Here is a 24,904-nt window from a genome sequence, read left to right on the forward strand (position 1 = left end):
CCGCGGATGTCACTGCCACTGGAAGGACTGTCGGCCGTCGTCACCGGCGCGGGCCGGGGCCTGGGCCGCGCCGAGGCGCTCGAACTCGCCCGGCTCGGCGCGGCCGTCGTCGTCAACGACTACGGCCAACCGGGCCGGGACGGCTCCGGGGAGGCCTCCGCGGGCCCCGCCGAGGAGGTCGCCGCCGAGATCCGCGCCGCCGGCGGCCGGGCCACCGCCCACACCGGGGACGTGGCCGACTTCCAACAGGCCCGCCAGCTCGTGGAGTTGGCCATCGAGGAGTTCGGCAAGCTGGACATCCTGGTCAACAACGCGGGCATCCTGCGCGACCGCATGGTCTTCTCCATGACCGAGGGCGAGTGGGACTCGGTGATCAGGGTCCACCTCAAGGGCCACTTCAACACGACCCACTTCGCCGCCGTCCACTGGCGCGAGCGCTCCAAGGCGGCGGGCGGCCCGGTCTACGGCCGGATCGTGAACACCTCCTCGGAGGCGTTCCTCGCGGGCTCCGCGGGCCAGCCCAACTACGCGGCGGCCAAGGGCGGAATCGTCGGCCTGACCACCTCCACGGCCCTTGCCCTCGCCAAGTACGGGGTCACGGCCAACGCCATCTGCCCGCGCGCCCGCACCCGGATGACCGAGGACGTCTTCGCCGGGTTCGAGCAGCCCGCCGACGGCCTCGACCCGCTCGCTCCCGAGCACGTCGCCCCGCTGGTGGGCTACCTCGCCTCACCCGCCGCGGCCCGCGCCAACGGCCAGCTCTTCGTCGTGCACGGCGGCATGGTCGCGGTCGTGGACCGGCCGCGCGTGCGGGCCAAGTTCGACAGCAAGCAGGACACCTTCACCTACGACGAGCTGGACGCCGTACTCACCGCGCACTACGCCGGGCGGCCCGAGGGGGAGACGTTCGCCGCGGCGGAGGTGCTCGGCCTGAAGCGGACGTAGAGCCGACCTGAAGCCGACGTCGAGCGGACGTGGACACGCGGAAGGGCCCGCACACCGGCCGGTGTGCGGGCCCTTCCCTGCGTACCCTCAGGCAGCTGCCTCGGTGTCCTCGGCCGGCTTGCGGTGCCGGCCACGAGGGGCCGAGTCACCGTCCTGGGCCGAGTTCGGACCCCGGTGACGGCCGTGACCGGCGTCCTCCTGGGCCTCGGTGGACAGCGGCTGCATGGTGCGTGCGTCGCTCATCGGAAGGATTCACCCCGTCAACATGATCTTTCGAACAGCCCGGCGAGTCTAACCAGCACCCCACCACCCGGATCCAGGCGGCCACGCCCATCGGCACTAGTTCGTTACAAGACGTCCCAAGGGGGCTTCCCGCAACGGCACCGGACGGGCCACGACCGGTTCCGAAGGGTCCGGTTGTGACGGTTCGTCCGCCGTCGCAGGAGCGGCCCCCGACACCGTCCGCACGGCCGTACCGTCCTCTCCCGAACCCTCCGGAACCGCTTCCCCCGCTTCCCCCGGGGGCGCCGCCATCCGCGCCAGACCGCACGGCGTCTCGGCCGTCGCGCACGGCAGTTGCAGCACCCCGTCCCTGGTCCACAGCCCCGCCCCGGCCAACCAGCCGGCCGGCGCCGGGAAATGGTGCACCTGCCGCCGGTCCGGCCGCCACAGCCCCACCCAGCCGCCCATCGGCCCGTCCACGCGCAGCGCCACCGCACAGCTCTCCGGCATCAGCACGAGCCCCGGCTGGATCGCGAACGGCGTCACCGAGCAGTCCGGCACCCGCAGACACTCCGGGAACCGCACCGGAAGCGTGCTGCCCAGCACCCCCCAGCCCAGCCGGTCCTCGCCCGGCGACGGCGCGTCCGAGCGGAGCAGCACCAGCCCGCTGTCCGGGTCGGCCAGCAGCAGCCGGTCGTTGCTGCCGTCGGTGATCTGCAGGAAGGGAGACACCTCGCCGCCCCGCCCCAGGTCCACCACGACCGTCTTCGTGCGCCCGCCGACCTCCCGGTCCAGCGCCAGCATCCGGCCCGCGTGGTCCAGCCACACCCCGCCCGAGCAGCGCCCCGGGATCTCCGTCAGGGGCTCCGGCCCGAAGGCCCCGCCCGCCACCAGCCACAGCGTGCTGGCACGCCGGCCCACCGCCAGGGCGTACGCCTTCTCGCCGCCCGGCGCCGGGGGCAGCAGCCGCAGCGGAGCGTCCTCGTCCGGGCACTCGACCGCGCCGAGGAACACCTCGCCGGTGCCGGGGCCGGTCGGATACAGCAGGGAGAAGACGTGCCGCCCGTCCGTGGGCCGGCGGATCAGCACCCGCCCGTCGCCCATCGGCTGCACCTCCGTGCCGGGCTCCTCCGGCTGGTTGCCGGGCAGCGGCACCGCGTACGGCTCGGGGCCGTCCAGCGTCCAGCGCTCCGGGAACCAGCAGTCGCCGTCCAGGGCGAGGCGGGCGGCGTAGGCGCCGTCCGCGGTGATGGAGCAGCCCACCGCCGGAGCACCGTCCCCGGGAGCAGCCTCGGGCTCGAACGCACAGGCCGTCATCGTCTGGTCACCTCCGGTCACGAAGCTAGTTTTCACACGCACACACGGGGGGCCACGAGGCTCCTGCTTCACGCATACGGGTGGTAGAGGAACGATTCGCCTGAGGGAAGGGGGACCGCTGTGCTGGGGGTGGCCGCCGACCGTCCCGGTCACCGGAACCGTGCGCGACCGGCCGCGGACATCGGTTCAGCGGCACGGATCAGGCAGGTAGCCTTCTGTCCGTGCCCCGTCTGTCTGAAGTCATCGCCGCGCTGGACGACCTGTGGCCCGCCGAGCGGGCCGAGTCCTGGGACGCGGTCGGCACCGTCGTGGGCGACCCCGGCCAGGAGGTCACCCGGGTCCTGTTCGCCGTCGACCCGGTCCAGGAGATCGTCGACGAGGCGGTCAAGCTCGGCGCCGGCCTGCTCGTCACCCACCACCCGCTCTACCTCCGCGGTACGACGACGGTGGCGGCGACCCACTTCAAGGGCCGCGTCGTGCACACCCTCATCAAGAACGACATCGCGCTGCACGTCGCCCACACCAACGCCGACACTGCCGACCCGGGCGTCTCCGACGCCCTCGCCGGCGCCCTCGACCTCCGTGTCGTACGACCGCTCGTGCCGGACGCGAGCGATCCGCACGGCCGCCGGGGCCTCGGCCGCATCTGCGAACTGGACCACCCGCTGCCGCTGCGCGAACTCGCCGCCCGGGCCGCCGAGCGCCTGCCCGCCACCGCGCAGGGCATCCGCGTCGCCGGCGACCCCGAGGCCACGATCCGCACCGTCGCCGTCAGCGGCGGCTCCGGCGACAGCCTCTTCGACCAGGTCCGCGCAGCGGGCGTCGACGCCTTCCTCACCGCCGACCTGCGCCACCACCCGGCCTCCGAGGCCGTCCTCCAAAGCCCCCTCGCGCTGCTCGACGCGGCGCACTGGGCCACCGAGTGGCCCTGGTGCGAGCTGGCCGCCACCCAGCTCGACGAAATCTCCGACCGCCACGGATGGGACCTGCGCGTCCACGTCTCCAAGACGGTCACCGACCCGTGGACCAGCCACTCCCCTTCACCTGGAGCCCCCAACTGAACGCCGCGCCCGCCGACCAGATCCGACTCCTCGACGTCCAGGACCTCGACGTACGTCTGCAGCAGCTCGCGCACAAGCGCAGGTCGCTGCCCGAGCACGCCGAGATCGAGTCGCTGACCAAGGACCTCACGCAGCTGCGCGACCTCCTGGTCGCCGCGCAGACCGAGGAGAGCGACACCGCCCGCGAGCAGACCAAGGCCGAGCAGGACGTGGACCAGGTGCGCCAGCGCGCCGCCCGCGACCAGCAGCGCCTGGACTCCGGCGCGGTCACCTCCCCCAAGGACCTGGAGAACCTCCAGCGCGAGATCGCCTCCCTCGCCAAGCGCCAGGGCGACCTCGAGGACGTCGTCCTGGAGGTCATGGAGCGCATCGAGTCCGTGCAGGAGCGGGTGCGCGAGCTGACCGCCCGGGTCTCCTCCGTCCAGTCGAAGATCGACGACGCCACCGCGCGCCGGGACGCGGCCCTCGAGGAGATCGACGGCGAGGTCGCCACGGTGACCAAGGAACGCGAGGTCATCGCCGGCACCATCCCCGCGGACCTGCTCAAGCTCTACGACAAGCTGCGCGAGCAGCAGGGCGGCATCGGCGCGGCCAAGCTGTACCAGCGCACCTGCCAGGGCTGCCGCCAGGAGCTGTCCATCACCGACTTCAACGACGTCCGCGCGGCGGCCCCCGACACGGTGGTGCGCTGCGAGAACTGCCGCCGCATCCTGGTGCGCACATCCGAGTCCGGCCTGTAGACGTCCTCAAGGAGCCTGTGCGGTGCGGGAGTTCATCGTCGAAGCCGACGGCGGGTCGCGGGGCAACCCGGGCCCCGCGGGCTACGGAGCGGTCGTGCTGGACGCGGCGACGGGGGAGACGCTGGTGGAGGCGGCCGAGTACATCGGCGTCGCCACGAACAACGTCGCCGAGTACCGGGGGCTGCTGGCCGGGCTGCGGGCGGCCCATGGGCTCGACCCCGCCGCGACCGTGCACGTCCGTATGGACTCCAAGCTGGTCGTCGAGCAGATGTCGGGCCGCTGGAAGATCAAGCACCCGGACCTGAAGCCGCTGGCGACGGAGGCGGCACGGGTGTTTCCCGCGGAGCGTGTCACGTACGAGTGGATACCGCGGGAGCGGAACAAGCACGCGGATCGGCTGGCGAATGAGGCGATGGATGCCGGGAGTCGGGGGGAGCAGTGGTCGGCGGCGGAGTCGACGGCCGAACTGTCTGCTCGCCGGGTCACTCCGGCTTCCCGTCGCGGAGCGGCGGAGAGTCTGGGCGGCGGAGCCGCTGTCGCTGACGGGGCGGGGGCCGACGGCGCCGCGAAGGCCGAGGCCGACGCGCGGGCCGCGAACGCCGTCGCCGCCCCGGGCTGGGCTCCCGCGGACATGGGCGCCCCCGCCACCTTCGTACTGCTGCGGCACGGTGAGACGCCGCTGACCCCGCAGAAGCGGTTCTCGGGAAGCGGCGGTACGAACCCCGCGCTGTCCGAGGTCGGACGGGAGCAGGCCGAACGGGTCGGCGCCGCGCTGGCCCGCCGAGGGACGGTCCAGGCGATCGTCGCGTCCCCCCTCGCCCGTACCCGCGAGACGGCCGCCGTCGTCGCCCGGCACCTCGGCCTGGAGGTGAGCGTCGAGGACGAGATCAGGGAGACGGACTTCGGCGCCTGGGAGGGCCTGACGTTCGCCGAGGTCCGCGAGCGCTACCCGGACGACCTGACCAGATGGCTCGCCGACCCCACGGTCGAACCCTCCGGCGGCGGCGAGAGCTTCGCGGCGACGGCGACCCGTATCGCCGCGGCCCGCGACAAGCTGGTCGCGGCCTACGCGGGCCGCACCGTCCTGCTCGTCTCCCACGTCACGCCCATCAAGACGTTCGTCCAACTCGCCCTGGGTGCCCCGCCGGAGGCTCTGTTCCGCATGGAACTCTCGGCCGCTTCCCTGTCGGCGGTGGCGTACTACGCGGACGGCAACGCGAGCGTACGGCTCTTCAACGACACGTCCCACCTGCGCTGAAGCCCTCGCGGGCGGGCCGCGTCACACGCTCCGTAGCCCCGCCGCCTCGCGGGCCAGCGCCTCGACGCGCCCCCAGTCGCGGGCGGCGACGGCATCCGCGGGGAGCATCCAACTGCCGCCCACGCAGCCGACGTTGGGCAACGCCAGATAGTCGGGGGCGTCGCCGGGCCCGATCCCGCCGGTCGGACAGAACCGGGCCTGCGGCAGCGGGCCCGCCAGCGACCGCAGATACGCCGTACCGCCCGCCGCCTGTGCCGGGAAGAACTTCATCTCCCGCACCCCGCGTTCGAGCAGTGCCACGACCTCCGACGTGGTCGACACCCCCGGCAGGAACGGCACCCCGGACGCCCGCATCGCCTCCAGCAGTACGTCCGTCCATCCCGGGCTCACCAGAAACCGCGCCCCGGCCGCGACCGACTCCCGCACCTGCTCCGGAGTGATCACGGTCCCCGCCCCGACCACCGCGTCCGGCACCTCGGCGGCGATCGCCCGGATCGCGGCCGGCGCGGCCGGCGTCCGCAGCGTCACCTCGACGGCGGGCAGCCCGCCCGCGACGAGCGCCCGCGCGAGCGGTACGGCGTCCGCCGCGTCCTCGATGACGACGACGGGCACGACGGGGGCGAGATCGAGCAACGACGAGACCATGCCGACATCGTGCCCGCGCCGTGCATCCTGCGCAAAGCTCATTGCACATGCTGCAACGTGCTCGCGGGGGCGGGTCCGCTCAGTGCACCTCGTCCACCAGCACGTCGAGCATCCACGCCTTCCCGGCACCCTTCGGAGGCTCGACCTCCACCACGTACCCGAGGTCCCGCAACGCCTCGACCAGCCCAGCCGGGTCCTTCGGCGCGACCCCGGCCGCCAGCAGGCTCCGTACGATCCGCCCCTTCGTCGCCTTGTTGAAGTGGCTGACCACCTTCCGCGTCGGCGCGTGCAGCACCCGCACGCTCGCCGTCCGCCCGGCGACCCCGCCCTTCGGCTTCCAGGCGGCCGCGTAGGCGGAGGACCGCAGATCGAGGACGAGCCCGTCGCCGGCGGCCTCGGGCAGCACGGTCGCCATGGGCGTCCGCCAGTGCGCGCCGAGCGCACCGAGACCGGGCAGCTTCACCCCCATCGAGCACCGATAGGAGGGAATCCGGTCGGTCACCCGGACGGCACCCCACAGCCCGGAGAAGACGAGCAGCGACCGGGCGGCCCGCTTCTTCGCGGCGGCGTCGAGGGAGGCGAGGTCCAGGGCGTCGTACAGCACCCCCGTGTAGATCTCCCCGGCGGGCCGCGCCCCGGCCGTCGGCAGCCCGGCGTTCTTCGCGACCTCGCCCCGCAGCCCCTCACTCAGCCCGAGCACCTCGCGCGCCTTGTCCTCGTCCCCGGCGCACAGCTCGACCAGCTCCCCGAGCACGGCCGCACGGGCCTCCGTCAGCCCTGGCAGGGACAATGACTCCAGCTTCAGCGGAGCGCCACGGCCGGAGGACGCCTTGCCTTCGGAGGGCGGCAGCAGGACAAGCACGGAAGATCTCCCTACCGGGACTGTTGCAGAAAGCCCCGGCGTTCACGCCGGGGATGAATGCATTTTAAGACTGCTCTGACGTGCAGGTTAGAGCGGACGTTTTTGCTGCTCGATGTACTGGCGGACGATCGCCAACGGTGCTCCGCCGCACGATGCGGAGAAGTATGAGGGCGACCACAGGTGCCCCTGCGTGATGGCGCGGTTGATCCGGCCGGTGAACTCTGCCGTATCCGGCGGGCGGAGACGCCTTTGAGGCTGTTGACCAGCTTGGAGACGGCGACCTTCGGCGGGTAGTTGATCAGCAGGTGGACGTGATCGCGTTCGCCGTTGAACTCCTTCAGTTCCGCCTCGAAGTCCTCGCAGACCTTGCGCATGATCTCTTCGCAGCGTGTCAGCATCTCGTCGTTGAACACCCCGCGCCGGTACTTCGTCACGAAGACCAAATGCACCGTGCATCGCCGAAACAACGTGCCTGCCCCGCCTGTAGTCGTTCTGTCCATCCATGACACCAATCGTCATAGGATCATGGTCGTGCAGCTCCGCTACAACTACCGGGTCTACCCCGACGCCGCGCAGCGCCGTGCGCTGGCCAGTGCGTTCGGCTGCGCCCGCGTGGTGTGGAACGACTGCCTGCGCGACCGGAAACAAGCGCACGCGGCCGGGCTGCCGTACGTGACGTCGGCCGACTTGTCCCGGCTTCGCATCACCCAGGCCAAGCGCACCGCCGAGCGGGCCTGGCTCGCCGACGTCTCAGCCGTCGTCCTGCAACAGTCCCTTCGGGACCTCGACGCCGCCTACAAGAACTTTTTCGACAGCCTCACGGGCAAGCGGCGGGGGCGCAAGGTCGGCCCTCCCCGCTACAAGTCGAAGAAGGACACCCGGCAGTCGATCCGCCTCAACACCAACGCCTTCTGCCTCCAGGAGAACGGCACGGTGTATGTGGCCAAGGTAGGCAACCTCAAGGTCAAATGGTCCCGCCGACTTCCAGCCGCCCCGACCTCCCTCACCGTCACCAAAGACAGCTCCGGCCGGTACTTCCTCAGCTTCGTCGTCGACACGGACCCGGATCTCCTCCCCCGGCTGGAAATCGACGCCGGTATCGACCTCGGCCTGTCCGCCTTCGCGGTCCTGTCCAACGGGCAGAAGATCGACAGCCCGCGCTTCCTGCGCCGGGCCGAGAAGAAGCTCAAGCGCCTTCAGCGGGAGCTGTCCCGCAAGGCCAGGGGATCGAAGAACCGGGCCAAGGCCCGGATCAAGGTCGCACGCCAGCACGCCAAGGTCGCCGACCGGCGCAGGGACTGGCACCACAAGGCATCCACACAGATCATTCGCGACAACCAAGCGGTGTACGTGGAAGACCTCGCGGTGTCCGGCCTCAGCCGCACCCGGCTCGCCAAGTCCGTGCACGACGCGGGATGGTCCGCGTTCGTGGGAATGCTTCAGTACAAGGCGGCTCTGCACGGCCGCACCTTCGCCAAGGTGGATCGCGCCTTCCCGTCCTCGCAGGTCTGCTCGGCTTGCGGATTCCGGGACGGCCCCAAGCCCCTGCCCGTCCGTGCGTGGACCTGCGGCGAGTGCGGCACGGTACACGACCGCGACCACAACGCAGCCCGCAACGTCCTCTTCGAAGGACGCCGAATCGTCGCCGCCGGACGGGCGGAGACGCTAAACGCCTGTGGAGCGCCGGTAAGACGGGCACCCGTGCCCGCGCAGCGCGATGAAGCAGGAAGCCCCCGGAAGGGTCAGACGACCCAGGCCGGAATCCCTGGACTTTAGGTCAGGGAGCACGTCAAGGTTGAGCTCCCGCACAGCGTAACGGCGCCGGATGTGCATACCCTCCCTGTATGCCCCGCCGCCACATCCGCGTGACCGGCGCCCCCGAAGCCCCTCTCCGGGCCGCCCTCACCGCCCTGCGTACCGAACTCGGCATCTCCGAGGCCTACCCGCCCGAGGCCCTGGCCGAGGCGGAACGGGCCGCGAAGGCCCCGACGCTCCCGGCCCTGGACGCCACGGACATTCCCCTCTTCACCATCGACCCGCCCACCTCCACCGACCTCGACCAGGCGATGCACCTGTCCCGTCAGGGCACCGGGTACCGCGTCCGGTACGCCATCGCCGACGTCGCCGCCTTCGTCGTACCCGGCGGGGCCCTGGACGCGGAGACGCACCGGCGGGTGACGACCCTCTACTTCCCGGACGAGAGGATCCCGCTCCACCCCCAGGTGCTGAGCGAGGCCGCGGCCAGCCTGCTGCTGAACGTGACCCGCCCCGCCGCCCTCTGGACGATCGACCTGGACGCGGACGGCCGCACCCTCGCCGTCGACGTCCGCCGCGCCCTGGTCCGCAGCCGCGCCAAGCTGGATTACGCCGCCGTCCAGAAGCAGATCGACGCCGAGACCGCCGAGGAACCGCTCGCACTGCTCCAGGAGATCGGAGAGCTGCGGGAGCGCCTGGAGGTGGAGCGCGGCGGAATCTCGTTGAACGTGCCCGAACAGGAGATCGTCGAGCAGGACCACACCTACGAACTCACCTACCGCGCCCCGCTCCCCGCCGACGGCTGGAACGCGCAACTCTCCCTCCTGACCGGCATGGCGGCGGCCGACCTGATGCTGACGGCGGGCACCGGCATCCTCCGCACCCTCCCCGCCGCCCCCGACGGCGCGGTGGGCCGCCTGCGCCGCACCGCCCACGCGCTCCACATCGACTGGCCCCACCACGTCTCCTACGCCCGGCTCATCCGCTCCCTGGACCCGCACGACCCGCACCACGCGGCCTTCCTCCAGGAATGCACGACCCTGCTGCGCGGCGCCGGCTACACCGTCTTCCGCAACGGCACCCTCCCGCCCATCACCACGCACGCCGCGGTCGCCGCCCCCTACGCCCACTGCACGGCCCCACTACGACGCCTGGCCGACCGGTACGCGTCGGAGATCTGCCTTGCGGCGGCGGCAGGCAATCCCCCACCCGACTGGGTACTCACCGCCTTCGACGCGCTGCCCCACGAAATGGCCGACGGCACGCGCCGCGCCGGAACGGTCGAACGGGAGTCCGTCGACATCGTCGAGGCGGCACTGCTGGCGGGCCGGGTGGGCGAGGTGTTCGAGGGCTGCGTGGTGGACGTGGACGACCGCCAACCGACGGTCGGTACGGTCCAGTTGGAGTCCCCGGCGGTGATCGGCCGCATCGAGGGCGAACGCCTGCCGTTGGGCGAGCGCCTCCACGTCCGCCTCATGCAGGCCGACCCGGGAACGACGAAAGTGCGCTTCGCGCTCGCGTGATCGCGCCGGAGGCGGCGCCTGACGACCGAGGTGATCGTGTGCCACGATCGAGGGAACGGTTCCCGATCTCTCGGACAGGTGATCTTCCGATGTCCCAGTCTGGCGAGCGACCGAAGGAGGGGCGTGACATGACTGCCATGGCCCACGAGCCGCTCACGCAGGAACAAGTCCTGCTGGAGGGCTTTCTCGCCCTGGACGCACCGGAGGGTTTCCGGGCCGAGTTGATCGAGGGGGAGATCGTCGTGACGCCGCCGCCGGACGGGGACCACGAGGACTGCATCGGGTTGATCGTGAATCAGGTGATCAGGCGTTCCCGGACCGAGATGCAGTTCTCCGGGAACAAGGGGTTGAAGCTGCAGAGTGGGAACGGCTGCCCGACGGACCACGTGATTCCGGACGGCACGTTCGCTCCCATGAGACTGCGTCTCTACCGGGGCGCCGACTCCTGGATGCCCTGCGACGGCGTCACCATGGTCCTGGAAGTGACGTCCACCAGGCCCAAGGCCGACCGAGAGGCCGAACGCCGCTGCTGCGCCCGCGGAGGAATCCCCCTTTACCTGCTGGTCGACCGGGACGCCTCGTCCATCACGTTGTTCAGCGACCCCGAGAAGGACGACTACCGCGAGCAATGCACTCGCCCCCTGGGCAAACCACTGAGCCTCCCGCAGCCGTTCGCCTTCGACCTGGACACGGCGGACTTTCTCTGAGGCGCCCGGCGTTGCACCCGTAGGACGAAAGGGGTGCGGGGTGGAGCAGGCACTGTGGACCAGGGCGCGGCTGGGCCGCTGCGGCCCGCAGCTGGACATGCTCACGGCCCGCTTCCGGCGGCACGTCTACGCCCCGCACGCCCACGACGAGTACACGATCGGCGTGTGCGTGGCCGGCTCCGAGGTCATCGACTACCGCGGCGGCCACATCCGGCCCGGCCCCGGTTCCATCGTCGTCCTCTCACCAGGCGAGATGCACACGGGCGGCCCGGGCAACGCCACCGACGGCTACGCCTACCGAGCCCTGTACGCGGAACCGTCCCTGCTCACGGAAGGGACACTGGGCGGCCTCACTCACTTCGGCGAACCGCTGATAGACGACCCCGAGCTTGCCGCGGCCATCCTCCGTACCCACACCGACCTGGGCGCGAACCCCGACCCGCTGGAGGCCGAGTCCCGCCTCCCCTGGCTCCTGACGGCCCTCGCCCGCCGCCACTCCACGGCCCGCCCGGCACCGGACACGGTCCCCGGCGCCGACGGCATCGCCATGGTCGTACGAGACCGACTCGCGGACGAGCTACTGGACCCTCCGTCCCTGGCCGCCCTCGCCACCGACCTGGGCCTGTCCCGCTACCAACTCCTGCGCGCCTTCCGTACGACGATGGGAGTGCCGCCGTATGCCTGGCTGGCCCAGCACCGGGTGGCCCGGGCGCGCGGGTTGCTGGACTCGGGCCTGCGCCCGGCCGAGGTGGCCGCCCTGGTCGGCTTCGCGGACCAGGCCCATCTGACGCGCTGGTTCCGGCGGGTGCTGGGGGTGACCCCGGCGGCGTACCGCAACAGCGTTCAAGACGGCCGTTAGGGGACGGGCCGAAACTCGTCGTATGACTGCACGCGGCTGGTTGCTGTTCTCCCTGATGGGAGTCGTCTGGGGCATCCCCTATCTGATGATCAAGGTGGCGGTGGACGCCCCGCTGTCCCCGTCCGTGGTCGTCTTCACGCGCTGCGCGCTCGGCGCGATCCTCCTGCTCCCCTTCGCGCTACGACAGGGCGGCCTGGTGAAGACGGTCCGCACCCACTGGTTGCCGATGCTGGCCTTCGCGTGCATAGAGATCATCGGCCCGTGGTTCACGCTGACGGACGCCGAACGCCATCTGTCCAGCTCGACGGCGGGCCTGCTGATCGCGGGCGTACCGATCGTAGGAGTGACCCTGGCCCGCTTCTTCGGCGACACGGAGCGCTTGGGGATACGGCGGACGACGGGCCTGGCGCTGGGCCTGGCCGGGGTAGCGGTGCTGACGGTCCCGCACCTGACGGGCGGCGACGCGCTCTCTCTGGCCGAGGTGCTGCTGACGGTACTGGGCTACGCGACGGCCCCACTGATAGCGGCCCGCTGGCTGAAGAACGTCTCCACGCTCCAGCTCATAACACCCTGCCTGGCGCTGGCGGCGGTCGTGTACGCGGGGCCGGCCGCGGCGACCCGGCCGTCGGAGATGCCGTCGGCATCGGTGCTGGCCGCCCTCGCCGGCCTGGGCGTGATCTGCACGGCGCTCGCCTTCGTGGCCTTCCTGGAGCTGATCAAGGAGGTGGGCCCGACGCGGGCGACGGTCTTCACGTACGTCAACCCGGCGGTGGCGGTCGCGGCGGGAGCGCTGTTCCTGGGCGAGGACCTGACCTGGGGCATCGGGGCGGCGTTCGGGCTGATCCTGGCGGGCTCGGTCCTCGCCACGACGAATGGTCGGACACGTCCGACCCGCCCGGTAACATGGTCGACACGGCAGACGAGCCGGGCGGACGGCCGCGTGGAGTCCCCTTGAGGGGCTTCCCGAGGAACGTCCGGGCTCCACAGGGCAGGGTGGTGGCTAACGGCCACCCGGGGTGACCCGCGGGACAGTGCCACAGAAAGCAGACCGCCGGGGGCTTCGGCCCTCGGTAAGGGTGAAACGGTGGTGTAAGAGACCACCAGTGCCCAGGGTGACCTGGGCAGCTAGGTAAACCCCACCCGGAGCAAGGTCAAGAGGGAGCGCCTCGGCGCTCCTGCGGGGACGTTCGAGGGCTGCCCGCCCGAGCCCCCGGGTAGACCGCACGAGGCCGGCGGCAACGCCGGCCCTAGATGGATGGCCGTCGCCCCGGCCCCCGCGAGGGAACCGGGGAACAGAACCCGGCGTACAGCCCGACTCGTCTGCCGCCCTCTCGTTTCGCAGGCCAGATGGCATGTCTACTGTCCAAACAAACCCCCGGGTTCGAGTCCGGACAAACCTCCGGGGTCGGGTCCGGCGGTCATCGGAACGTCGGGGGCCGGGCGCCCGTGGTGCTGCATGGCGGACACACCCGGGCCGGCGGTGGGTGAGAAGGCGTGCACCGAGGCCGGCGGGGACTGCGCTTCGTCGAGGTGATGGTGGTTGTCCGCCGCTGTCAGCGCGGGGGCTGGGACGGGAGGGAGTCGGGGGAGGCATGGTCGGCCCTGGCAGCGTCGGCGAGGGCGGCGGCTGCGGCTTCCGCGGCCTGAGCCGTGTCACTGGCCGCTTCGGCAGCCATGTCGTCCGACGGTTTCTCGCGGGTGGCCGGCGACTGTGGCAGCGCCTCGCTGAAGGCGCGGGACACGCCCTGGAGTGCCGAGGTGACCTCGCTGGGGATCACCCAGAAGGTACTGCCCGCGCCCTGTGCGAGTTGAGGCAGTGTCTGGAGGTATTGCCAGGCGAGCAGCTTGGGGTCGGGGTCGTTGCGATGCACGGCCTGGAACACCTCGTCGATGGCGCGTGACTGGCCCTCGGCCTGGAGGATCGCGGCGGTGCGGTTGCCCTCGGCGCGCAGGACGGCGGCCTGCTTGTCGCCTTCGGCGGTGAGGATCTGCGACTGGCGTTGCCCCTCGGCGGTGAGAATCGCGGCCCGCTTGTCCCGCTCGGCCCGCATCTGCTTCTCCATCGCGTCCTTGATGGTCTTCGGGGGATCGATGGCCTTGATCTCCACACGGTTGACCCTCAGCCCCCACTTGCCCGTGGCCTCGTCCAGCACGCCCCGCAGAGGTGATCGACAAAGAAGGTCCAGAAGTGGCATCTGCAACCCGACCCAGCAGGCCACAGCAGATCCGGGCCGCGAAAGAGCAGGCGCAGCGCACGAAGGTTTCTGTCAAGGACTGCCAACACGGCTTCTGGGATGCCGGCCACGCAGAGCTAAACGGGAACATGCCGTCCATGGCTCTATGTGTGCACGTTGTCAACATATTCTTCATTGATGGAGGGGATGGTCACCGTGTACGGTGTCGCTCATGGCAGACCACTCCGCCCAGCCAGTCGGCGGACCGCTTGTCACCGGCTCCGAGATTGCCCGGCTCGCCGGTGTCACGCGTGCCGCGGTCTCCAACTGGAGGCGGCGGTACGAGGACTTTCCTGCGCCCGCGGGCGGGGGTGTGAGCAGTCCGCTGTTCGACTTGGCCGAGGTGCAGGCGTGGTTGGACAAGCAGCGCAAGGGCCAGGGTGTCTCGGACGAGGTGCAGCTGTGGCAGTCCTTGCGGGCGGCCTATGGCGACGACATGATCGGCGGACTCGCCGATGTTGCCCGGCTTCTCGTCGGCTCCGAGGGCGAGATCTCGGAAGCGCTGCCGAAGGATGCCGTTGAACTGGTGCGGACGCTCTGCGACGATGGATCACCCGGCGACCTGGTGAACGCCCTCACAGACCGCTTCACCGACTCGGTGCGCAGAGCGGGTTCGGACCAGGTCACCTCACCGCGCATCGTCCAGGCGGTGCGCCACTTCGCCGGCGAGGTGCCCGCTGATGCGACCCTCTTCGACCCGGCATGCGGTATCGGAACACTCCTGTTGACCGTCGGACCCGAGCACGGGCCGATGCGGTGTGGTCAGGAGGCCGACGCCCGCAGTGCTCGAGTCGCGCAGCTGCGAGCCGATCTCACGGGACGCGCCGACGTCGACATCGCCACGGGGGATTCCTTGCGTGACGACCATTGGCCGGATCTCAGGGCCGATCTCGTCGTCTGCGATCCGCCCGTCGGAGCCACCGACTGGGGGCGCGAGGACCTGCTCCTCGACCCCCGGTGGGAACTTGGCACACCCTCGCGTGCCGAGGGCGAACTCGCCTGGCTGCAGCACGCCTACGCGCACACCGCACCCGGCGGCCGCGTCCTCATGGTCATGCCCGCCTCGGTCGCCTATCGCAAGGCCGGTCGCCGCATCCGGGCCGAGCTCGTGCGGCGCGGCATCCTCACGGACATCGTCGCCCTCCCACCCGGGAGCGCTGCCTCGCACGCCCTCCCTGTGCACCTCTGGCGTCTGCGTCGCCCGCAGTCCCCGGATGACGCCGTCGCCAAGGTACGTATGGTCGACCTCACGGCGAACGATCCGGACGGCCCGCTGGAGCCAGGGCCCGAGCAGACGGCGGACGTACCCCTGATCGAACTCCTCGACGACGCCGTGGATCTCACTCCCGGCCGTCACGTCGAGGAGTCCCACCGCGACTACGCGACGGAGTACCAGGCTCTGCGGCAGGAGTTGGCCGAGCAGGTGCGGCTGTTGGCCGACCTACTGCCGACCTTGATGGCGGGCGTCGGCCCCAGCGCCTTGGAGGGGCCGTCCGTCAGCGTCGCCGACCTCGCGCGCGCGGGGCTGGTCGAGTACGGCGATCCGGAGCCGGTGTCGGTGAGCGATCAGCTCGACACCGATTACCTCCAGGGCTTCCTGCGCAGCGCGGCGAACACCCGGCGGTCCACAAGCGCCAGCGGCACCTACCGGCTCGACGGCAAGGGTGCCCGCATTCCACAGATGGACATCGCCGAGCAGCGCCGGTACGGGGCGGCGTTCCGCGCACTGCAGGAGTTCGAGGAGCGGGCGCGGAGAGTGGCCGAACTCAGCAAGCAGGCGGCGGCACTGGCACGGGATGGACTCGGCAACGGGGCGCTCTCTCCTGAAGAGTGACGTTCAGTCATATTGCTTGCTCTGCACGTCACTTCGTCTGCGGAACGAACGGACTGGCGGGCCCGCTCCACGACACCGCCAACGCTTCCCGCGCCCGTGTGCAGGCCACGAACAGCAGACATCTTTCTCGGAGCAAGTCCGAGTCGTGTTGCAGGGCGTCCACGGCGGCCGGGGTTACTTCGCGCGCGAAGGGCAGGGCGCTCGCCGTCGCTCCGAGGACGGCGACGCAGCGGAACTCCAGCCCCTTCATGGCGTGCATGGTGGCCAGTCGTACGCCGTCCGCGTTCGGTCCCGGATTGTCCCTGACCCGGACCACCGGCACCCGGGCCGCCGCCAGCTTGTCGTACGCCTTGTCGAGCAACACGTTGAAACGGGCGCACACTCCTATCTCCGAGGGCCGGATGCCCTGCGCGATCCAGCTCTCGACGCGCTCGACCAGCGCCGCGATCTCCTGCTGCTCGGAGGCGTATCCGCTTCCCTGTGGGTTGCGGCCGTGCAGGAGTGACCGGTAGCCCGCGAGAGTGTCGCTGCCCTCGCCGCCCAGGTCGTCGACCGACACCGGTGTGAGGATGCCCGTCGACCAGGCGAGGATCTCCTCCGTGCTGCGGTAGTTGATCCGCAGGCGGTGTGTGCGCCCGGCCACCGAGATTCCGAGCGAACCGAGTGAGACCTTCGAGTCGTAGATGCGCTGGTGCGGGTCTCCGGTGATGAACAGGTCGTCGCTGCCGGGTGCCACCGCGCCGCGCAGGACGCGCCACTGGGCCGGGTGGAGGTCCTGCGCCTCGTCGACCACGACATGGTCGTGTGTGGGTGAGGAACCGGCCAGGAGCTCGGCCGCACGCGCGCATACCTTGAGGTGGGTGGTGGCCTTCTGGTCGCGCAGCGTGGACTCGAACAGCTCGACGGCCGGCCACAGGTGCTCCCGCCTGGTCGGTGACAGCGCGCTGCCGCGACCGCGTCGGGAGGCCGCGCGGTAGTCGTCCAGGGTGTGAAGATCCTGGGCGAGTATGACATGGCGGTATTCCTGGGCCAGGAACTGCTCCGTCCAGGGCAGACCCAGCTTCTTCACGACCCGCTGCCACATCTGCCGTTCCTCCCGGTCGCCGATCGGCGAAGGCGCTCGGCCGTCGAGGCGGGTGACGATGCCGTGCGCGTAGGCGTTGACCGTGGTCACCTCGACGCGGTCGAGCAGTGACTGGTTGTCGTCCAGGAGGGCGGCCAGGTTCTCCCGAAGCGAGGCGGCAAGGGCGTTGGTGAACGTGGTGAGCAGTACGCGGGTGTCCTGGGAGCGGGTGAGCAGGTGCTTGACCCTGTGCAGTGCCGCGACCGTCTTGCCCGTCCCCGGGCCGCCGGTCACCTGTACCGGGCCGCCGTACGACACTCGGTAGGCGACGCGACGCTGCGAGGGATGCAGGAACACCCGCCAAGCCGCGAACGGCTTCTCCAGGATGTCGGCGAGTTCCTCGGGGCCGGTGACCAAGGTGATGCGGCTCGTGGTGTTGGCGATGGCGACGGCCAGGTTCTCGTCCGGGTCGGGACGGGCGTCGACGGGCCGTCGGACGGTGACCACGTCCCGGTAGACCTCTTCGGGGCTGAACCCCTCGGCCAGGTACTGCAGCACCTCGCACTGGTCCTCCGGCAGGAGCGTCTCGAAGGCCCGCAGCTGCGCCTTGTCGACGATGGTCCGCACGGCCCTCAGCACCTGGTCGTCGATCCCGAGTTCGCGCAGCACCGTGTCGGAGTACCTGGCGAACAGCAGTGAGCCGGCGGTCGCGGCGGCCTTCTCCAGGGCCGGGGTCAGCTGCTCGATCGCCGCGACGTTACGGACCTCCAGGGCCCGCGTCGCGGAGTTCGTCGTATACAGCCGCTTCGCCGCCCAGGAATAGGCGTCGTCGTGCGGGACGACGTTGACGAGCAGGAAGACGTCGCTGCCGTCGTCAGGGGCGAGGACGACGCCCCGCCAGAAGTCGTTGATGCGGATGGTCCGCATCCGCGGGTCGCGTGCGTTCTCCACCGACTCCAGGTGCAGACCCTTGTCCGCCTGCAATTCGGGCACGGTGAGCTGCTGGAACTTCTGCATCGCCTTGCGTACGCCGGCTTTGACGGGCCGCTCCAGGACGTCGTAGCTCTCCCAGAAACTGTTGGCGAACGCGAGCTGCGGCACGAGACGTCCTCCCCACCCTGAACGGACACTCAGCAGTGGATCATACGTGTGGCGTGCTCACCAGCCGGGCGGCCACCTCTTCCACGTCCGACAGCAGACCGAAGGGTTCCTGGTCCAGGTCCAAGGCATGCTGGTGGATCACGATGCCCGCGTGCCGCACCGTGTGGGCCGCGTGCGAGGCGTTGCCCTTGGCGTACACCAGATGGCCTTCGCGCAGTCCCAAGGCGGTGCAGTAGGCCAGCATCTGATAGAGGTCGGCGTCCGGAAAACCCTCCTGCTTCTCGGCCTTGTACTTGGCGTCCACCACGGCGCACGGGGCACCGCCCGGCTCGTACAGCACGAAATCGGGCCGCATGCGGATCGCGGCCGCCTCGTCGAGGTGGTGGGAATCCTGCAGCCGCGCCGAGTGCCCGAGGCGACGGCACGCCTCTCGCAGCGCCACCGTCACGAAGTCCTCGAAGAGCTTGTTCATGTCGAACAGGAACCCGTCGACGCGCAGTCCACCGGGCGCGTGCTCGACGGAGGCGTCCTCCAGGACGGTCCGGGCGAGACGCAAGGCGTGCTGGTACCGCGAGTTGAGCCGGTTCGGCTGCCAGGCAGGCAGTGGCTGACCGCGCTGGATCACCGTGACGTCGGCCAGGCGGGCACGCTGATGGAGCAGGCCGCGACGCACATCGTGGGGCACGCCGGGGAGCCGCAGGAGGCGCTCGACGGCGGCGCGCAGCAGGCGGTTCTCCGCGATGTCGGTGGTGAACTCGTCGTACTCCACCTCCACCGGCAGCGTCGCTCCGTACCGCCGCCGTATCTGTTCGGCTTCCCGGATGCGGCCCCGGACGACCAGGGACGTCTCCTCGGTCACCCGGTACCCCTGGAGGAGCCCCTGCCGCAGAGCCCGGTCGATCTGCCGTTCCACGGCATGGGCGAGCGCGGGCAGCAGATCGCGATGTCCGGCGACATCGACCTCCCCGTCCCGCCAGCCGCCCTTCGGGTCGAGGCTGTATCCGAGGAGGAAGAACAGGCGGGCGATGGAAACCTTGGGCGTGACGCGTACGGTGATCGGCCCGTCATCCCCTGGTACCGCCACCGCGACGGCACCGACCTTGCTGCCGGCCTTCAGCGACCATTGCCCCGAGACGTACGGATCAGGGGCCGCGTCCACGATGTCCCCGGCCGCCAGTGCCCGTCCGACCGGGTCCGGCAGCGCGACGCCCACGGCCGGTGCGTGCTCGACGAGTTCGATGACGTGCGTCACCCGAGCGAGTCCCGCAGAGCAGCCAGACCGTACCGCTTCTCGATGTCCACGCCCTCCCCGTAGTGGTACTCCTCCAGCAGCGGCAGGATCTTGGTCCGCCACGTCCGCTCGATGCCGCCATCGCGATAGACACCGGGCTTCATCAGATACGAGGGGCCGATGCGGAAGTCGGTGTCGTCGATACGGGAGTTCAGCGCGTCGAGCAGGTCGGCCGGCTCGGCGTCGCGGCCCTCGCGCGCGAGCCAGCGGCGCAGCAGCCCGCTCGTCGGCTCGGTGCGCGGGGACAGTTCGACGAAGGCGAAGCGACGGCGCATCGCCGCGTCGACGAGGGCGATCGACCGGTCGGCGGTGTTCATGGTGCCGATCACGAAGAGATTGGGCGGCAGCGCGAAGTCGTCTCCGGAGTAGGTCAGCCGCACCGACTTGTTGCGGTACTCCAGCAGGAAGTACAGCTCGCCGAAGACCTTCGCCAGGTTGGCGCGGTTGATCTCGTCGATGATCAGGAAGTGCGGAATCTGCCGGTTGCCCTCGCGGGAGGCCAGATCGGCGAGTTCACGCAGCGGGCCGGCGGTGAGCCGGAAGGCGACCTCCCGGGTCTGCGGATCCTCCTGCGGCCGGAAGCCCTCGAAGAAGTCCTCGTACGCGTACGACGGATGGAACTGCACCAGCTTGACCCGCTCGGGTCCGCCGCCGAGGAACTCGGCCAGCTTCAGGGCGAGATACGTCTTGCCGGTCCCGGGCGGGCCGTACAGCACCAACTGCCGTTCGTCCCAGAGCAGATCACGCACCTCCCTCAGCCAGGCGGTGTCGTGCACGAGGAGTTCCTCGGCCAACCCGTCGGTGGGCTCGGGTAGCTCCAGCTCGCGCCGGGCGGTGAGCGCGGGGATCTCCACGCTCGGGTCGCGATCGGCGGCTTCGGCCTCCTCGATCAGGTCCTCGTCGCTTATGCCCAGACCGTCGATGAGATCCTTCACCGCGCTCAGGTCGACGACGTCATGCTGCGCGGACAGCTTCTGCTGGAGCGCCTCGGGCAGGTCCTCGTACGCGTGTCCGTCCTCCGCCCAGTCCACCGGCCGGCGCAGATCCGACCGGCCGTCCTCGGTGGCGAGTTGCTCGGCCGCACCCGTGATCTTGCCGACGTACAGTCGGCCGCCCGAGATGGTGCACATGGTGTCGCCGGGCCTCATCCGGGAGAGGAACATGTGCAGTTCCTCGACCAGCTGCACCTTCTGGTTGTACGTCGCGGTGGAGGCGTAGTCCTCCTCGACGGCGGCGCGCAGCCGGTCCTTGCTGATGCCCTGCTCTACACCTTGTCGCAGGTGACGCGCTCGCAGGGTCACCATCCCCTCGGGCAGCCACAGACGCCGGACGAGATCGAGTCCGGAGACGTTGGATCCGCGCACCAGCCAGGCCCGGTTGGGTCCCCACCACACCTGGTCGAGGTAGTCCGAGAGCGGGTGGCCCTCGGCGGTCTTCCACTCCAGCCATCCGTTGGCACTGCGACCGACCAGGATCTCGGCGGCGGCCGAGGGCGAGTTGCACTCGACGTCCTCGACGAGCTCCATCCAGCCGGGCCAGGTTTCCGACTCCACGAAGATGTCGTCGTCGATCAGGCGCTGCCTCAGTCGGTAGGACGACGGCATGCGGACGGGGAAGGACGGCACGACCTCCGGGCGCCCCGGTGACCCGGCCAGGACGACGAACTTCTGGCTGCCGTTCGTTCCCTTCTCGGTCAGCAACCGTCCCCGGGCCTCTGGCCCGCCGCCCGGCAGCTTCAGCCGGAACTCCGGGTACGACGTGCCGACGTCGGCCACAGTCACCATTTCCCCCATTCGTGCAAGGTGCGTTCATCCAGAACGATAGGGGGCGCCTCCGACAGGAGGCGCCCGGATCGGAGTACCTACCGGTACGCGTCGCGCGCCCTCAGGAGTCTCCCGCCGCCGCGACGGACGCCTTGTCCGGTCCACCGCGCAGGGCCGCAAGGAGGGCGGTGACCTCCAGCAGCCGGGTGTGGATCTCCGCCGGAGCCGGAGGCAGTTCGTACGTGCGGTAATGGCATGCCGCGCTGAGCGCCGACCAGGTGGTGCGGCACCGGCGGGCGGTGTCGTGTCCCGCGTACCACTCCAGGCACAGCATCCGGTGTTTGCCGATCCGCGTCATCGACGGAGTGACCCGCTGCCAGTAGGCGTCCAGAGCCTGGTCGAGCGCCATGCGGAGCAGGACAGCGGCGGCACGGGCGCGCAGGCCGGGGGCCAGGGTGTTCACGGTGCCGGGCTCGCACGACAGGAGACGGCCGGCGGCGGCCACGAGGACCTCCGGGGACGCGTTCATCGAGCGCCCCCGGCGTTCTGGTTCCCGGCGCCGCTCCGGATGGCCGTCGCGAGCGCCTTGGTCCGGCGGACCAGATTCCTGCGGTCGTCGACGGTCGGCAGGGACGTGTGCGCACCTGAGTTGAAGGTCTCGATCAGCGTCCAGCCGCCGGGACAGATCCGCTCGACGGCCGCACGGGAGTGCTGCTGCTCGTCGCCGAGCAGAGCGAGGGACACGTACGACTTGGTGCGCTCGAGGGACTGGACCCGCTCCTCGACCGCGCGCAGCCCGAGCCCCTGCTCGTCGCGGAGCCTGCGGCGCGCGGTCTCCAGACAGGCGGCCTCCACCGCCACCCGGCACATGGCGGGCAGCACGTGGTCGGCCACGTCCTGCGGCAGGCTGGAGTCGAGGGAGATGGCCCGCGCCTCCGCGAGGGCCTGTTCCACCGGGTCGGTGAGAGTCTCCACGCGCACCACCGAGTCGGTCTGGCGGCTCACGCGCAGGACGGTCGCCTTGATGCCGAGGTGTGCGACGGCCTGCTGGAGCCGGGTGTCATGGGTGAAGACGATCACCTGCCGGTCCCGGGCGCAGGCGTCGAGCACCCGGGCCAGACCCTCGACCTTCTCGGGGTCCATGGACTGCACGGGGTCGTCGATGACGAGGAAGCCGAACGGGCTGTCGGCATGGGTGGCGCGCGGCAGGAACAGTGAGAGCGCGAGGGAGTGCAGCTCGCCCTGGCTCATCACGCTGTAGGCCGGGGCGGACATGTCGTCCACGGAGACGTCGAGTACGACCTTGCCGCGGCCGGGGGTGCCGGCGAGGGTGACGGATCCGAGCGAGACGCTGCTGTGCTCGCACAGTCGCTGCCACACCTCCTGCGACCGCCGCGCGAAGGGCCGCAGCCGCTCGTCCCGCAGTTCGTCGATGATCGGCCGCAGCCAGGTCCGCGCCTTGCGCGCGTGCCTGCCCCGGTCGAGTGCGGCTTCCTTCGCCTCCGCGGCGCCCAGCCATTCGGCGAGCCGTACGGCGAACGGCTGCCAGGCCCCGTCGTGCTCGGCGAGCAGCCGGACGGCCCCCTCCCGTACCTGCCGGCACGCGTCGTCCAGTGCGGCAGCGGCATGCTCGACACACTCCGCCAGCTCCCTGGGGTGGGTGATGTCCCGGCACCGGGCCCACTCCTGCCACACGGACGCGAGCGGGGAAGCCTCACCCCGCAGCCACACCGGAACCGGCTCTACGAGGTCGTGGGCGGCCCGCACCGAGACCGCCACCGCATGGCGGGCGGCCTCGGCCTCCGTGGCCGCCGCCTGGAGCCGCTCCACCTCCGCCCGCGTCTGCTCGGCCCACGCCCGGTCGAGCCGGTTCTCGGCCCCGCAGACCGGGCAGTCCGTGGTACGGGAGCGGCGCTGGTGCTCGATCGCCGTCTCCAGCAGCCGCGCCGTCCGGCGGGCCTCCTCGGCACTGCCGTACCGGGCGTCCTCGGCACCCGCGGAGGCCTCTCTCAGCCGGGCGACAGCCCCGCCGACCTCCGCCAGATCCGGCCCGGCCAGCGTCGCGTGCCGCCGCAGCCGGACCAACTCGGCCTCGGCGGCGGGCGCACGGCTCTCCAGCAGCGCCCGCACCCGGCCGAGATCGGGCTTCGCCCCCGACAGAGCCTGGACCGCCTCGCGAGCCCGAGGGTCGTCCAGCGCGCCCAGTTCGCCGAGGAGCTGCGCCGTGAGCGCGTCCGCGCGATCGACCGTCTGCTTGCACTCGCTCACGGCGTCCTTGACCCGCCCGTCGAGCTCGGCGAGCAGTTCGAGCCCGAGGAGCTTGAAGAAGGCGTCGTGCAGCCCGCCGAGCGTGCCGTTGATCATCGAACCGAGTTCGCTGTACGGCAGGAAGGGGCGGGCGAGATCCAGCGCCTCGGCGTCGACGACCTCCTCCAGCTTCCGTTCCGAGCCGTCCGCTCCCTCGACTCGGGTGCGGGCGTCGTCGACCTTGACTCCATGCCAGGTCCGCCGCACGGTCACCGCCTCGCCCCGCTCCCCGACGGCCAGCTCGACGCAGACCTCGGGGGTGACGTCGGGACTGTGCAGATTGCGCCAGCCCTTCTGCCAGTCGGTGGCCCGCCGACCGTCCCACCGGGAGTTGTGGCCGGTCAGGGCGGTCTCGGCGGCCTCGGCGAAGCTCGACTTGCCGGAGCCGTTCGGCCCCGCCACGACGACCAGGCCGGGCCCGGGCGGCAGTTCGAGGGTGGTCCGCGGCCCGATGCCGCGCCAGCCCGCCGCGGTGATGGACCGGAGCTGCACGGGTCCGGCTCGTCCTCCGCTGCTCTTGGTCGGCTCGTCGGGGACAAGCTCCCGGAGCAGCTCCTTTACCTCGGGCGCGAGGCCGGAGTGGTGAAGGCGGTCGAGGAGGAGAGCGTACAGAGACGCGGAAGGCTGATCGGTCATGGTCGTTTCCCTTGGTGGGCGCGGCAGGAGGGGCCACGCGGGCTGCTGATGCGCCTTGTTGGCACCTTGAGCATGCCGATTCTCTGTTAGCACTGTCAACGCGTTTACAGATTTTCAGCGATTCGAAACTGTGTACGTGTGAGTCGTCGCGGACCGGCTCGACAAGGCCGCTACAGTGACCGCATGCCACCCGCGCACCTGTTGATCATCGGAGACCGCGCCGCACTGAGCTGGGTGATCACCGAGCAGCGGATGGCGTTCCCGGCGGGCCGGTTAAAGGCGGCGCGCGCGATGGCCGAGGGGGAAGAGGTCTTCCTCTACACCACGCGCGGCTGTTTCCGGAATCCGACGCGGGACCTGGGACGGGTCGTCGGCCGGGCGGCGATCACCAGTCCCGTACGCGTTCTCGACGAGCCGGTGGTCTTCAACCGGCGTTCGTTCACCGAGGGATGCCGCCTGAAGGTGTCTGGCCTCGCTCCGTTCCGTGAGGGCCTGGTCCTGCGGGACCTGGTGCCCCGACTGTCCGTCTTCCCTGACCCCACGACCTGGAGCGTCCGCATGCGGCGGGCATCACTCACCCTCCCGCCGGCCGATGCCGAACTCGTGCGCACGGAGCTGGAACCACTGCTGCGTCCGTACGGTGAAGCGCGCGAGGGGTACCGCTGGGAGCCGGCGGCGGCCTGACTCGTCAGCCCGGAGCGCCGTCCTTCCTCGCGGCGTGATTCGCTAGCTCGCCGGCCGGTGCCCCGATGGGCCGTTGACCCGGGTCGTGCTCCGGTGC

At 70.8% G+C, this 24,904-nt stretch carries 19 protein-coding genes, 1 other RNA gene and 3 pseudogenes; 12 read left to right on the forward strand and 11 right to left on the reverse strand.

What is annotated here, in order from left to right:
- The first annotated feature begins 6 nt into the window (after positions 1–6).
- On the forward strand, positions 7–945 hold the full coding sequence (locus ACQF4J_RS31495; protein ID WP_351578300.1) for a 3-oxoacyl-ACP reductase: 939 nt from the start codon (positions 7–9) through the stop codon (positions 943–945).
- 87 nt (positions 946–1,032) lie between these two features.
- Here ACQF4J_RS31495 and ACQF4J_RS31500 read toward each other — a convergent pair whose 3' ends face one another.
- Together ACQF4J_RS31500 and ACQF4J_RS31505 are read right to left on the reverse strand one after the other, a co-directional pair.
- Complete coding sequence (locus tag ACQF4J_RS31500; RefSeq protein ID WP_351577867.1) at positions 1,033–1,188, reverse strand: hypothetical protein; 156 nt, start codon at positions 1,186–1,188, stop codon at positions 1,033–1,035.
- A 96-nt stretch (positions 1,189–1,284) separates the two neighbouring features.
- The gene (locus ACQF4J_RS31505) at positions 1,285–2,484 is read right to left on the reverse strand and encodes a hypothetical protein (protein ID WP_351577864.1); all 1,200 of its coding nucleotides are present in this window, start codon (positions 2,482–2,484) and stop codon (positions 1,285–1,287) included.
- A gap of 221 nt (positions 2,485–2,705) precedes the next feature.
- Here ACQF4J_RS31505 and ACQF4J_RS31510 point away from each other — a divergent pair, with 221 nt between their 5' ends.
- Genes ACQF4J_RS31510 through ACQF4J_RS31520 form a run of 3 tightly spaced genes read left to right on the forward strand, consistent with a single transcriptional unit; the run spans position 2,706 to position 5,543 of the window.
- The gene (locus ACQF4J_RS31510; protein WP_351577861.1) at positions 2,706–3,545 is read left to right on the forward strand and encodes a Nif3-like dinuclear metal center hexameric protein; all 840 of its coding nucleotides are present in this window, start codon (positions 2,706–2,708) and stop codon (positions 3,543–3,545) included.
- Entirely contained in the window at positions 3,542–4,285 is a 744-nt protein-coding gene (locus ACQF4J_RS31515; protein ID WP_351577887.1) for a zinc ribbon domain-containing protein, read from the forward strand. Before ACQF4J_RS31510 ends, ACQF4J_RS31515 begins: the two co-directional genes overlap by 4 nt.
- 22 nt (positions 4,286–4,307) lie before the next feature.
- Positions 4,308–5,543 (forward strand): bifunctional RNase H/acid phosphatase, encoded by a 1,236-nt coding sequence (locus ACQF4J_RS31520; protein ID WP_351799719.1) that lies wholly within the window; start codon positions 4,308–4,310, stop codon positions 5,541–5,543.
- A 21-nt stretch (positions 5,544–5,564) separates the two neighbouring features.
- On the opposite strand, the gene eda is transcribed toward ACQF4J_RS31520, so the two are convergent.
- From eda to tnpA, 3 genes and pseudogenes are all read right to left on the reverse strand, one after another.
- Entirely contained in the window at positions 5,565–6,188 is a 624-nt protein-coding gene (eda, locus tag ACQF4J_RS31525) for a bifunctional 4-hydroxy-2-oxoglutarate aldolase/2-dehydro-3-deoxy-phosphogluconate aldolase (protein WP_351577839.1), read from the reverse strand.
- A 79-nt stretch (positions 6,189–6,267) separates the two neighbouring features.
- Positions 6,268–7,050 (reverse strand): peroxide stress protein YaaA, encoded by a 783-nt coding sequence (gene yaaA / locus ACQF4J_RS31530; RefSeq protein WP_427167331.1) that lies wholly within the window; start codon positions 7,048–7,050, stop codon positions 6,268–6,270.
- A gap of 87 nt (positions 7,051–7,137) precedes the next feature.
- Positions 7,138–7,554 (reverse strand): annotated as a pseudogene (gene tnpA / locus ACQF4J_RS31535) (IS200/IS605 family transposase).
- 27 nt (positions 7,555–7,581) lie between these two features.
- Here tnpA and ACQF4J_RS31540 point away from each other — a divergent pair.
- The 6 genes and pseudogenes from ACQF4J_RS31540 (at position 7,582) to rnpB (ending at position 13,217) form a co-directional block, all read left to right on the forward strand.
- Entirely contained in the window at positions 7,582–8,826 is a 1,245-nt protein-coding gene (locus ACQF4J_RS31540) for an RNA-guided endonuclease InsQ/TnpB family protein (protein WP_427168649.1), read from the forward strand.
- Positions 8,827–8,894: 68 nt separating this feature from the next.
- Complete coding sequence (locus tag ACQF4J_RS31545; protein WP_427167332.1) at positions 8,895–10,328, forward strand: RNB domain-containing ribonuclease; 1,434 nt, start codon at positions 8,895–8,897, stop codon at positions 10,326–10,328.
- Between the two features lie 128 nt (positions 10,329–10,456).
- Positions 10,457–11,035 carry a Uma2 family endonuclease gene (locus tag ACQF4J_RS31550; RefSeq protein ID WP_427167333.1) on the forward strand — a complete coding sequence of 193 codons (579 nt, stop codon included), beginning with the start codon at positions 10,457–10,459 and terminating at the stop codon, positions 11,033–11,035.
- Positions 11,036–11,132: 97 nt separating this feature from the next.
- A complete protein-coding gene (locus ACQF4J_RS31555; RefSeq protein WP_427168650.1) occupies positions 11,133–11,894 on the forward strand; it encodes a helix-turn-helix domain-containing protein in 762 nt (253 codons plus the stop codon).
- Positions 11,895–11,979: 85 nt separating this feature from the next.
- A pseudogene (locus tag ACQF4J_RS31560) lies at positions 11,980–12,702 on the forward strand (DMT family transporter); the annotation flags it as partial.
- Between the two features lie 112 nt (positions 12,703–12,814).
- Positions 12,815–13,217: RNase P RNA component class A (gene rnpB / locus ACQF4J_RS31565), an RNA gene on the forward strand.
- A 230-nt stretch (positions 13,218–13,447) separates the two neighbouring features.
- Here rnpB and ACQF4J_RS31570 read toward each other — a convergent pair.
- Positions 13,448–14,062, reverse strand: a pseudogene (locus tag ACQF4J_RS31570) (SPFH domain-containing protein); the annotation flags it as partial.
- A 238-nt stretch (positions 14,063–14,300) separates the two neighbouring features.
- Between ACQF4J_RS31570 and ACQF4J_RS31575 the strand changes: the two are divergent.
- Positions 14,301–15,962, forward strand: coding sequence for an N-6 DNA methylase (locus ACQF4J_RS31575; RefSeq protein ID WP_427167334.1), 1,662 nt, complete (start codon positions 14,301–14,303; stop codon positions 15,960–15,962).
- A gap of 28 nt (positions 15,963–15,990) precedes the next feature.
- On the opposite strand, the gene ACQF4J_RS31580 is transcribed toward ACQF4J_RS31575, so the two are convergent.
- The 5 genes from ACQF4J_RS31580 to ACQF4J_RS31600 all read right to left on the reverse strand — a co-directional run bounded on the left by ACQF4J_RS31580 (position 15,991) and on the right by ACQF4J_RS31600 (position 24,123).
- Positions 15,991–18,126 carry a UvrD-helicase domain-containing protein gene (locus ACQF4J_RS31580; RefSeq protein WP_427167335.1) on the reverse strand — a complete coding sequence of 712 codons (2,136 nt, stop codon included), beginning with the start codon at positions 18,124–18,126 and terminating at the stop codon, positions 15,991–15,993.
- 40 nt (positions 18,127–18,166) lie between these two features.
- A complete protein-coding gene (locus ACQF4J_RS31585) occupies positions 18,167–19,378 on the reverse strand; it encodes an McrC family protein (protein WP_427167336.1) in 1,212 nt (403 codons plus the stop codon).
- On the reverse strand, positions 19,375–21,201 hold the full coding sequence (locus ACQF4J_RS31590) for a DUF4357 domain-containing protein (RefSeq protein ID WP_427167337.1): 1,827 nt from the start codon (positions 21,199–21,201) through the stop codon (positions 19,375–19,377). Before ACQF4J_RS31590 ends, ACQF4J_RS31585 begins: the two co-directional genes overlap by 4 nt.
- 100 nt (positions 21,202–21,301) lie before the next feature.
- A complete protein-coding gene (locus ACQF4J_RS31595; RefSeq protein WP_427167338.1) occupies positions 21,302–21,709 on the reverse strand; it encodes a hypothetical protein in 408 nt (135 codons plus the stop codon).
- On the reverse strand, positions 21,706–24,123 hold the full coding sequence (locus ACQF4J_RS31600; RefSeq protein WP_427167339.1) for an AAA family ATPase: 2,418 nt from the start codon (positions 24,121–24,123) through the stop codon (positions 21,706–21,708). The genes ACQF4J_RS31595 and ACQF4J_RS31600 overlap by 4 nt, the downstream gene beginning before the upstream one ends.
- A 183-nt stretch (positions 24,124–24,306) precedes the next feature.
- Between ACQF4J_RS31600 and ACQF4J_RS31605 the strand changes: the two genes are divergently transcribed.
- Complete coding sequence (locus ACQF4J_RS31605) at positions 24,307–24,807, forward strand: hypothetical protein (RefSeq protein ID WP_427167340.1); 501 nt, start codon at positions 24,307–24,309, stop codon at positions 24,805–24,807.
- Positions 24,808–24,904: the final 97 nt, after the last annotated feature.

The organism is Streptomyces sp. C1-1 (genome assembly GCF_050214755.1).
Taxonomy (GTDB): domain Bacteria; phylum Actinomycetota; class Actinomycetes; order Streptomycetales; family Streptomycetaceae; genus Streptomyces.

What these genes read in the sequence shown, in the direction of transcription:
- ACQF4J_RS31495 (WP_351578300.1), top strand. Translation starts at nt 7, where the DNA reads ATGTCACTGCCACTGGAAGGACTGTCGGCCGTCGTCACCGGCGCGGGC.
- ACQF4J_RS31500 (WP_351577867.1), bottom strand. Translation starts at nt 1,188, where the DNA reads ATGAGCGACGCACGCACCATGCAGCCGCTGTCCACCGAGGCCCAGGAG.
- ACQF4J_RS31505 (WP_351577864.1), bottom strand. Translation starts at nt 2,484, where the DNA reads ATGACGGCCTGTGCGTTCGAGCCCGAGGCTGCTCCCGGGGACGGTGCT.
- eda (WP_351577839.1), bottom strand. Translation starts at nt 6,188, where the DNA reads ATGGTCTCGTCGTTGCTCGATCTCGCCCCCGTCGTGCCCGTCGTCGTC.
- ACQF4J_RS31545 (WP_427167332.1), top strand. Translation starts at nt 8,895, where the DNA reads ATGCCCCGCCGCCACATCCGCGTGACCGGCGCCCCCGAAGCCCCTCTC.
- ACQF4J_RS31550 (WP_427167333.1), top strand. Translation starts at nt 10,457, where the DNA reads ATGACTGCCATGGCCCACGAGCCGCTCACGCAGGAACAAGTCCTGCTG.
- ACQF4J_RS31555 (WP_427168650.1), top strand. Translation starts at nt 11,133, where the DNA reads ATGCTCACGGCCCGCTTCCGGCGGCACGTCTACGCCCCGCACGCCCAC.
- ACQF4J_RS31575 (WP_427167334.1), top strand. Translation starts at nt 14,301, where the DNA reads ATGGCAGACCACTCCGCCCAGCCAGTCGGCGGACCGCTTGTCACCGGC.
- ACQF4J_RS31590 (WP_427167337.1), bottom strand. Translation starts at nt 21,201, where the DNA reads ATGGTGACTGTGGCCGACGTCGGCACGTCGTACCCGGAGTTCCGGCTG.
- ACQF4J_RS31595 (WP_427167338.1), bottom strand. Translation starts at nt 21,709, where the DNA reads ATGAACGCGTCCCCGGAGGTCCTCGTGGCCGCCGCCGGCCGTCTCCTG.
- ACQF4J_RS31600 (WP_427167339.1), bottom strand. Translation starts at nt 24,123, where the DNA reads ATGACCGATCAGCCTTCCGCGTCTCTGTACGCTCTCCTCCTCGACCGC.
- ACQF4J_RS31605 (WP_427167340.1), top strand. Translation starts at nt 24,307, where the DNA reads ATGCCACCCGCGCACCTGTTGATCATCGGAGACCGCGCCGCACTGAGC.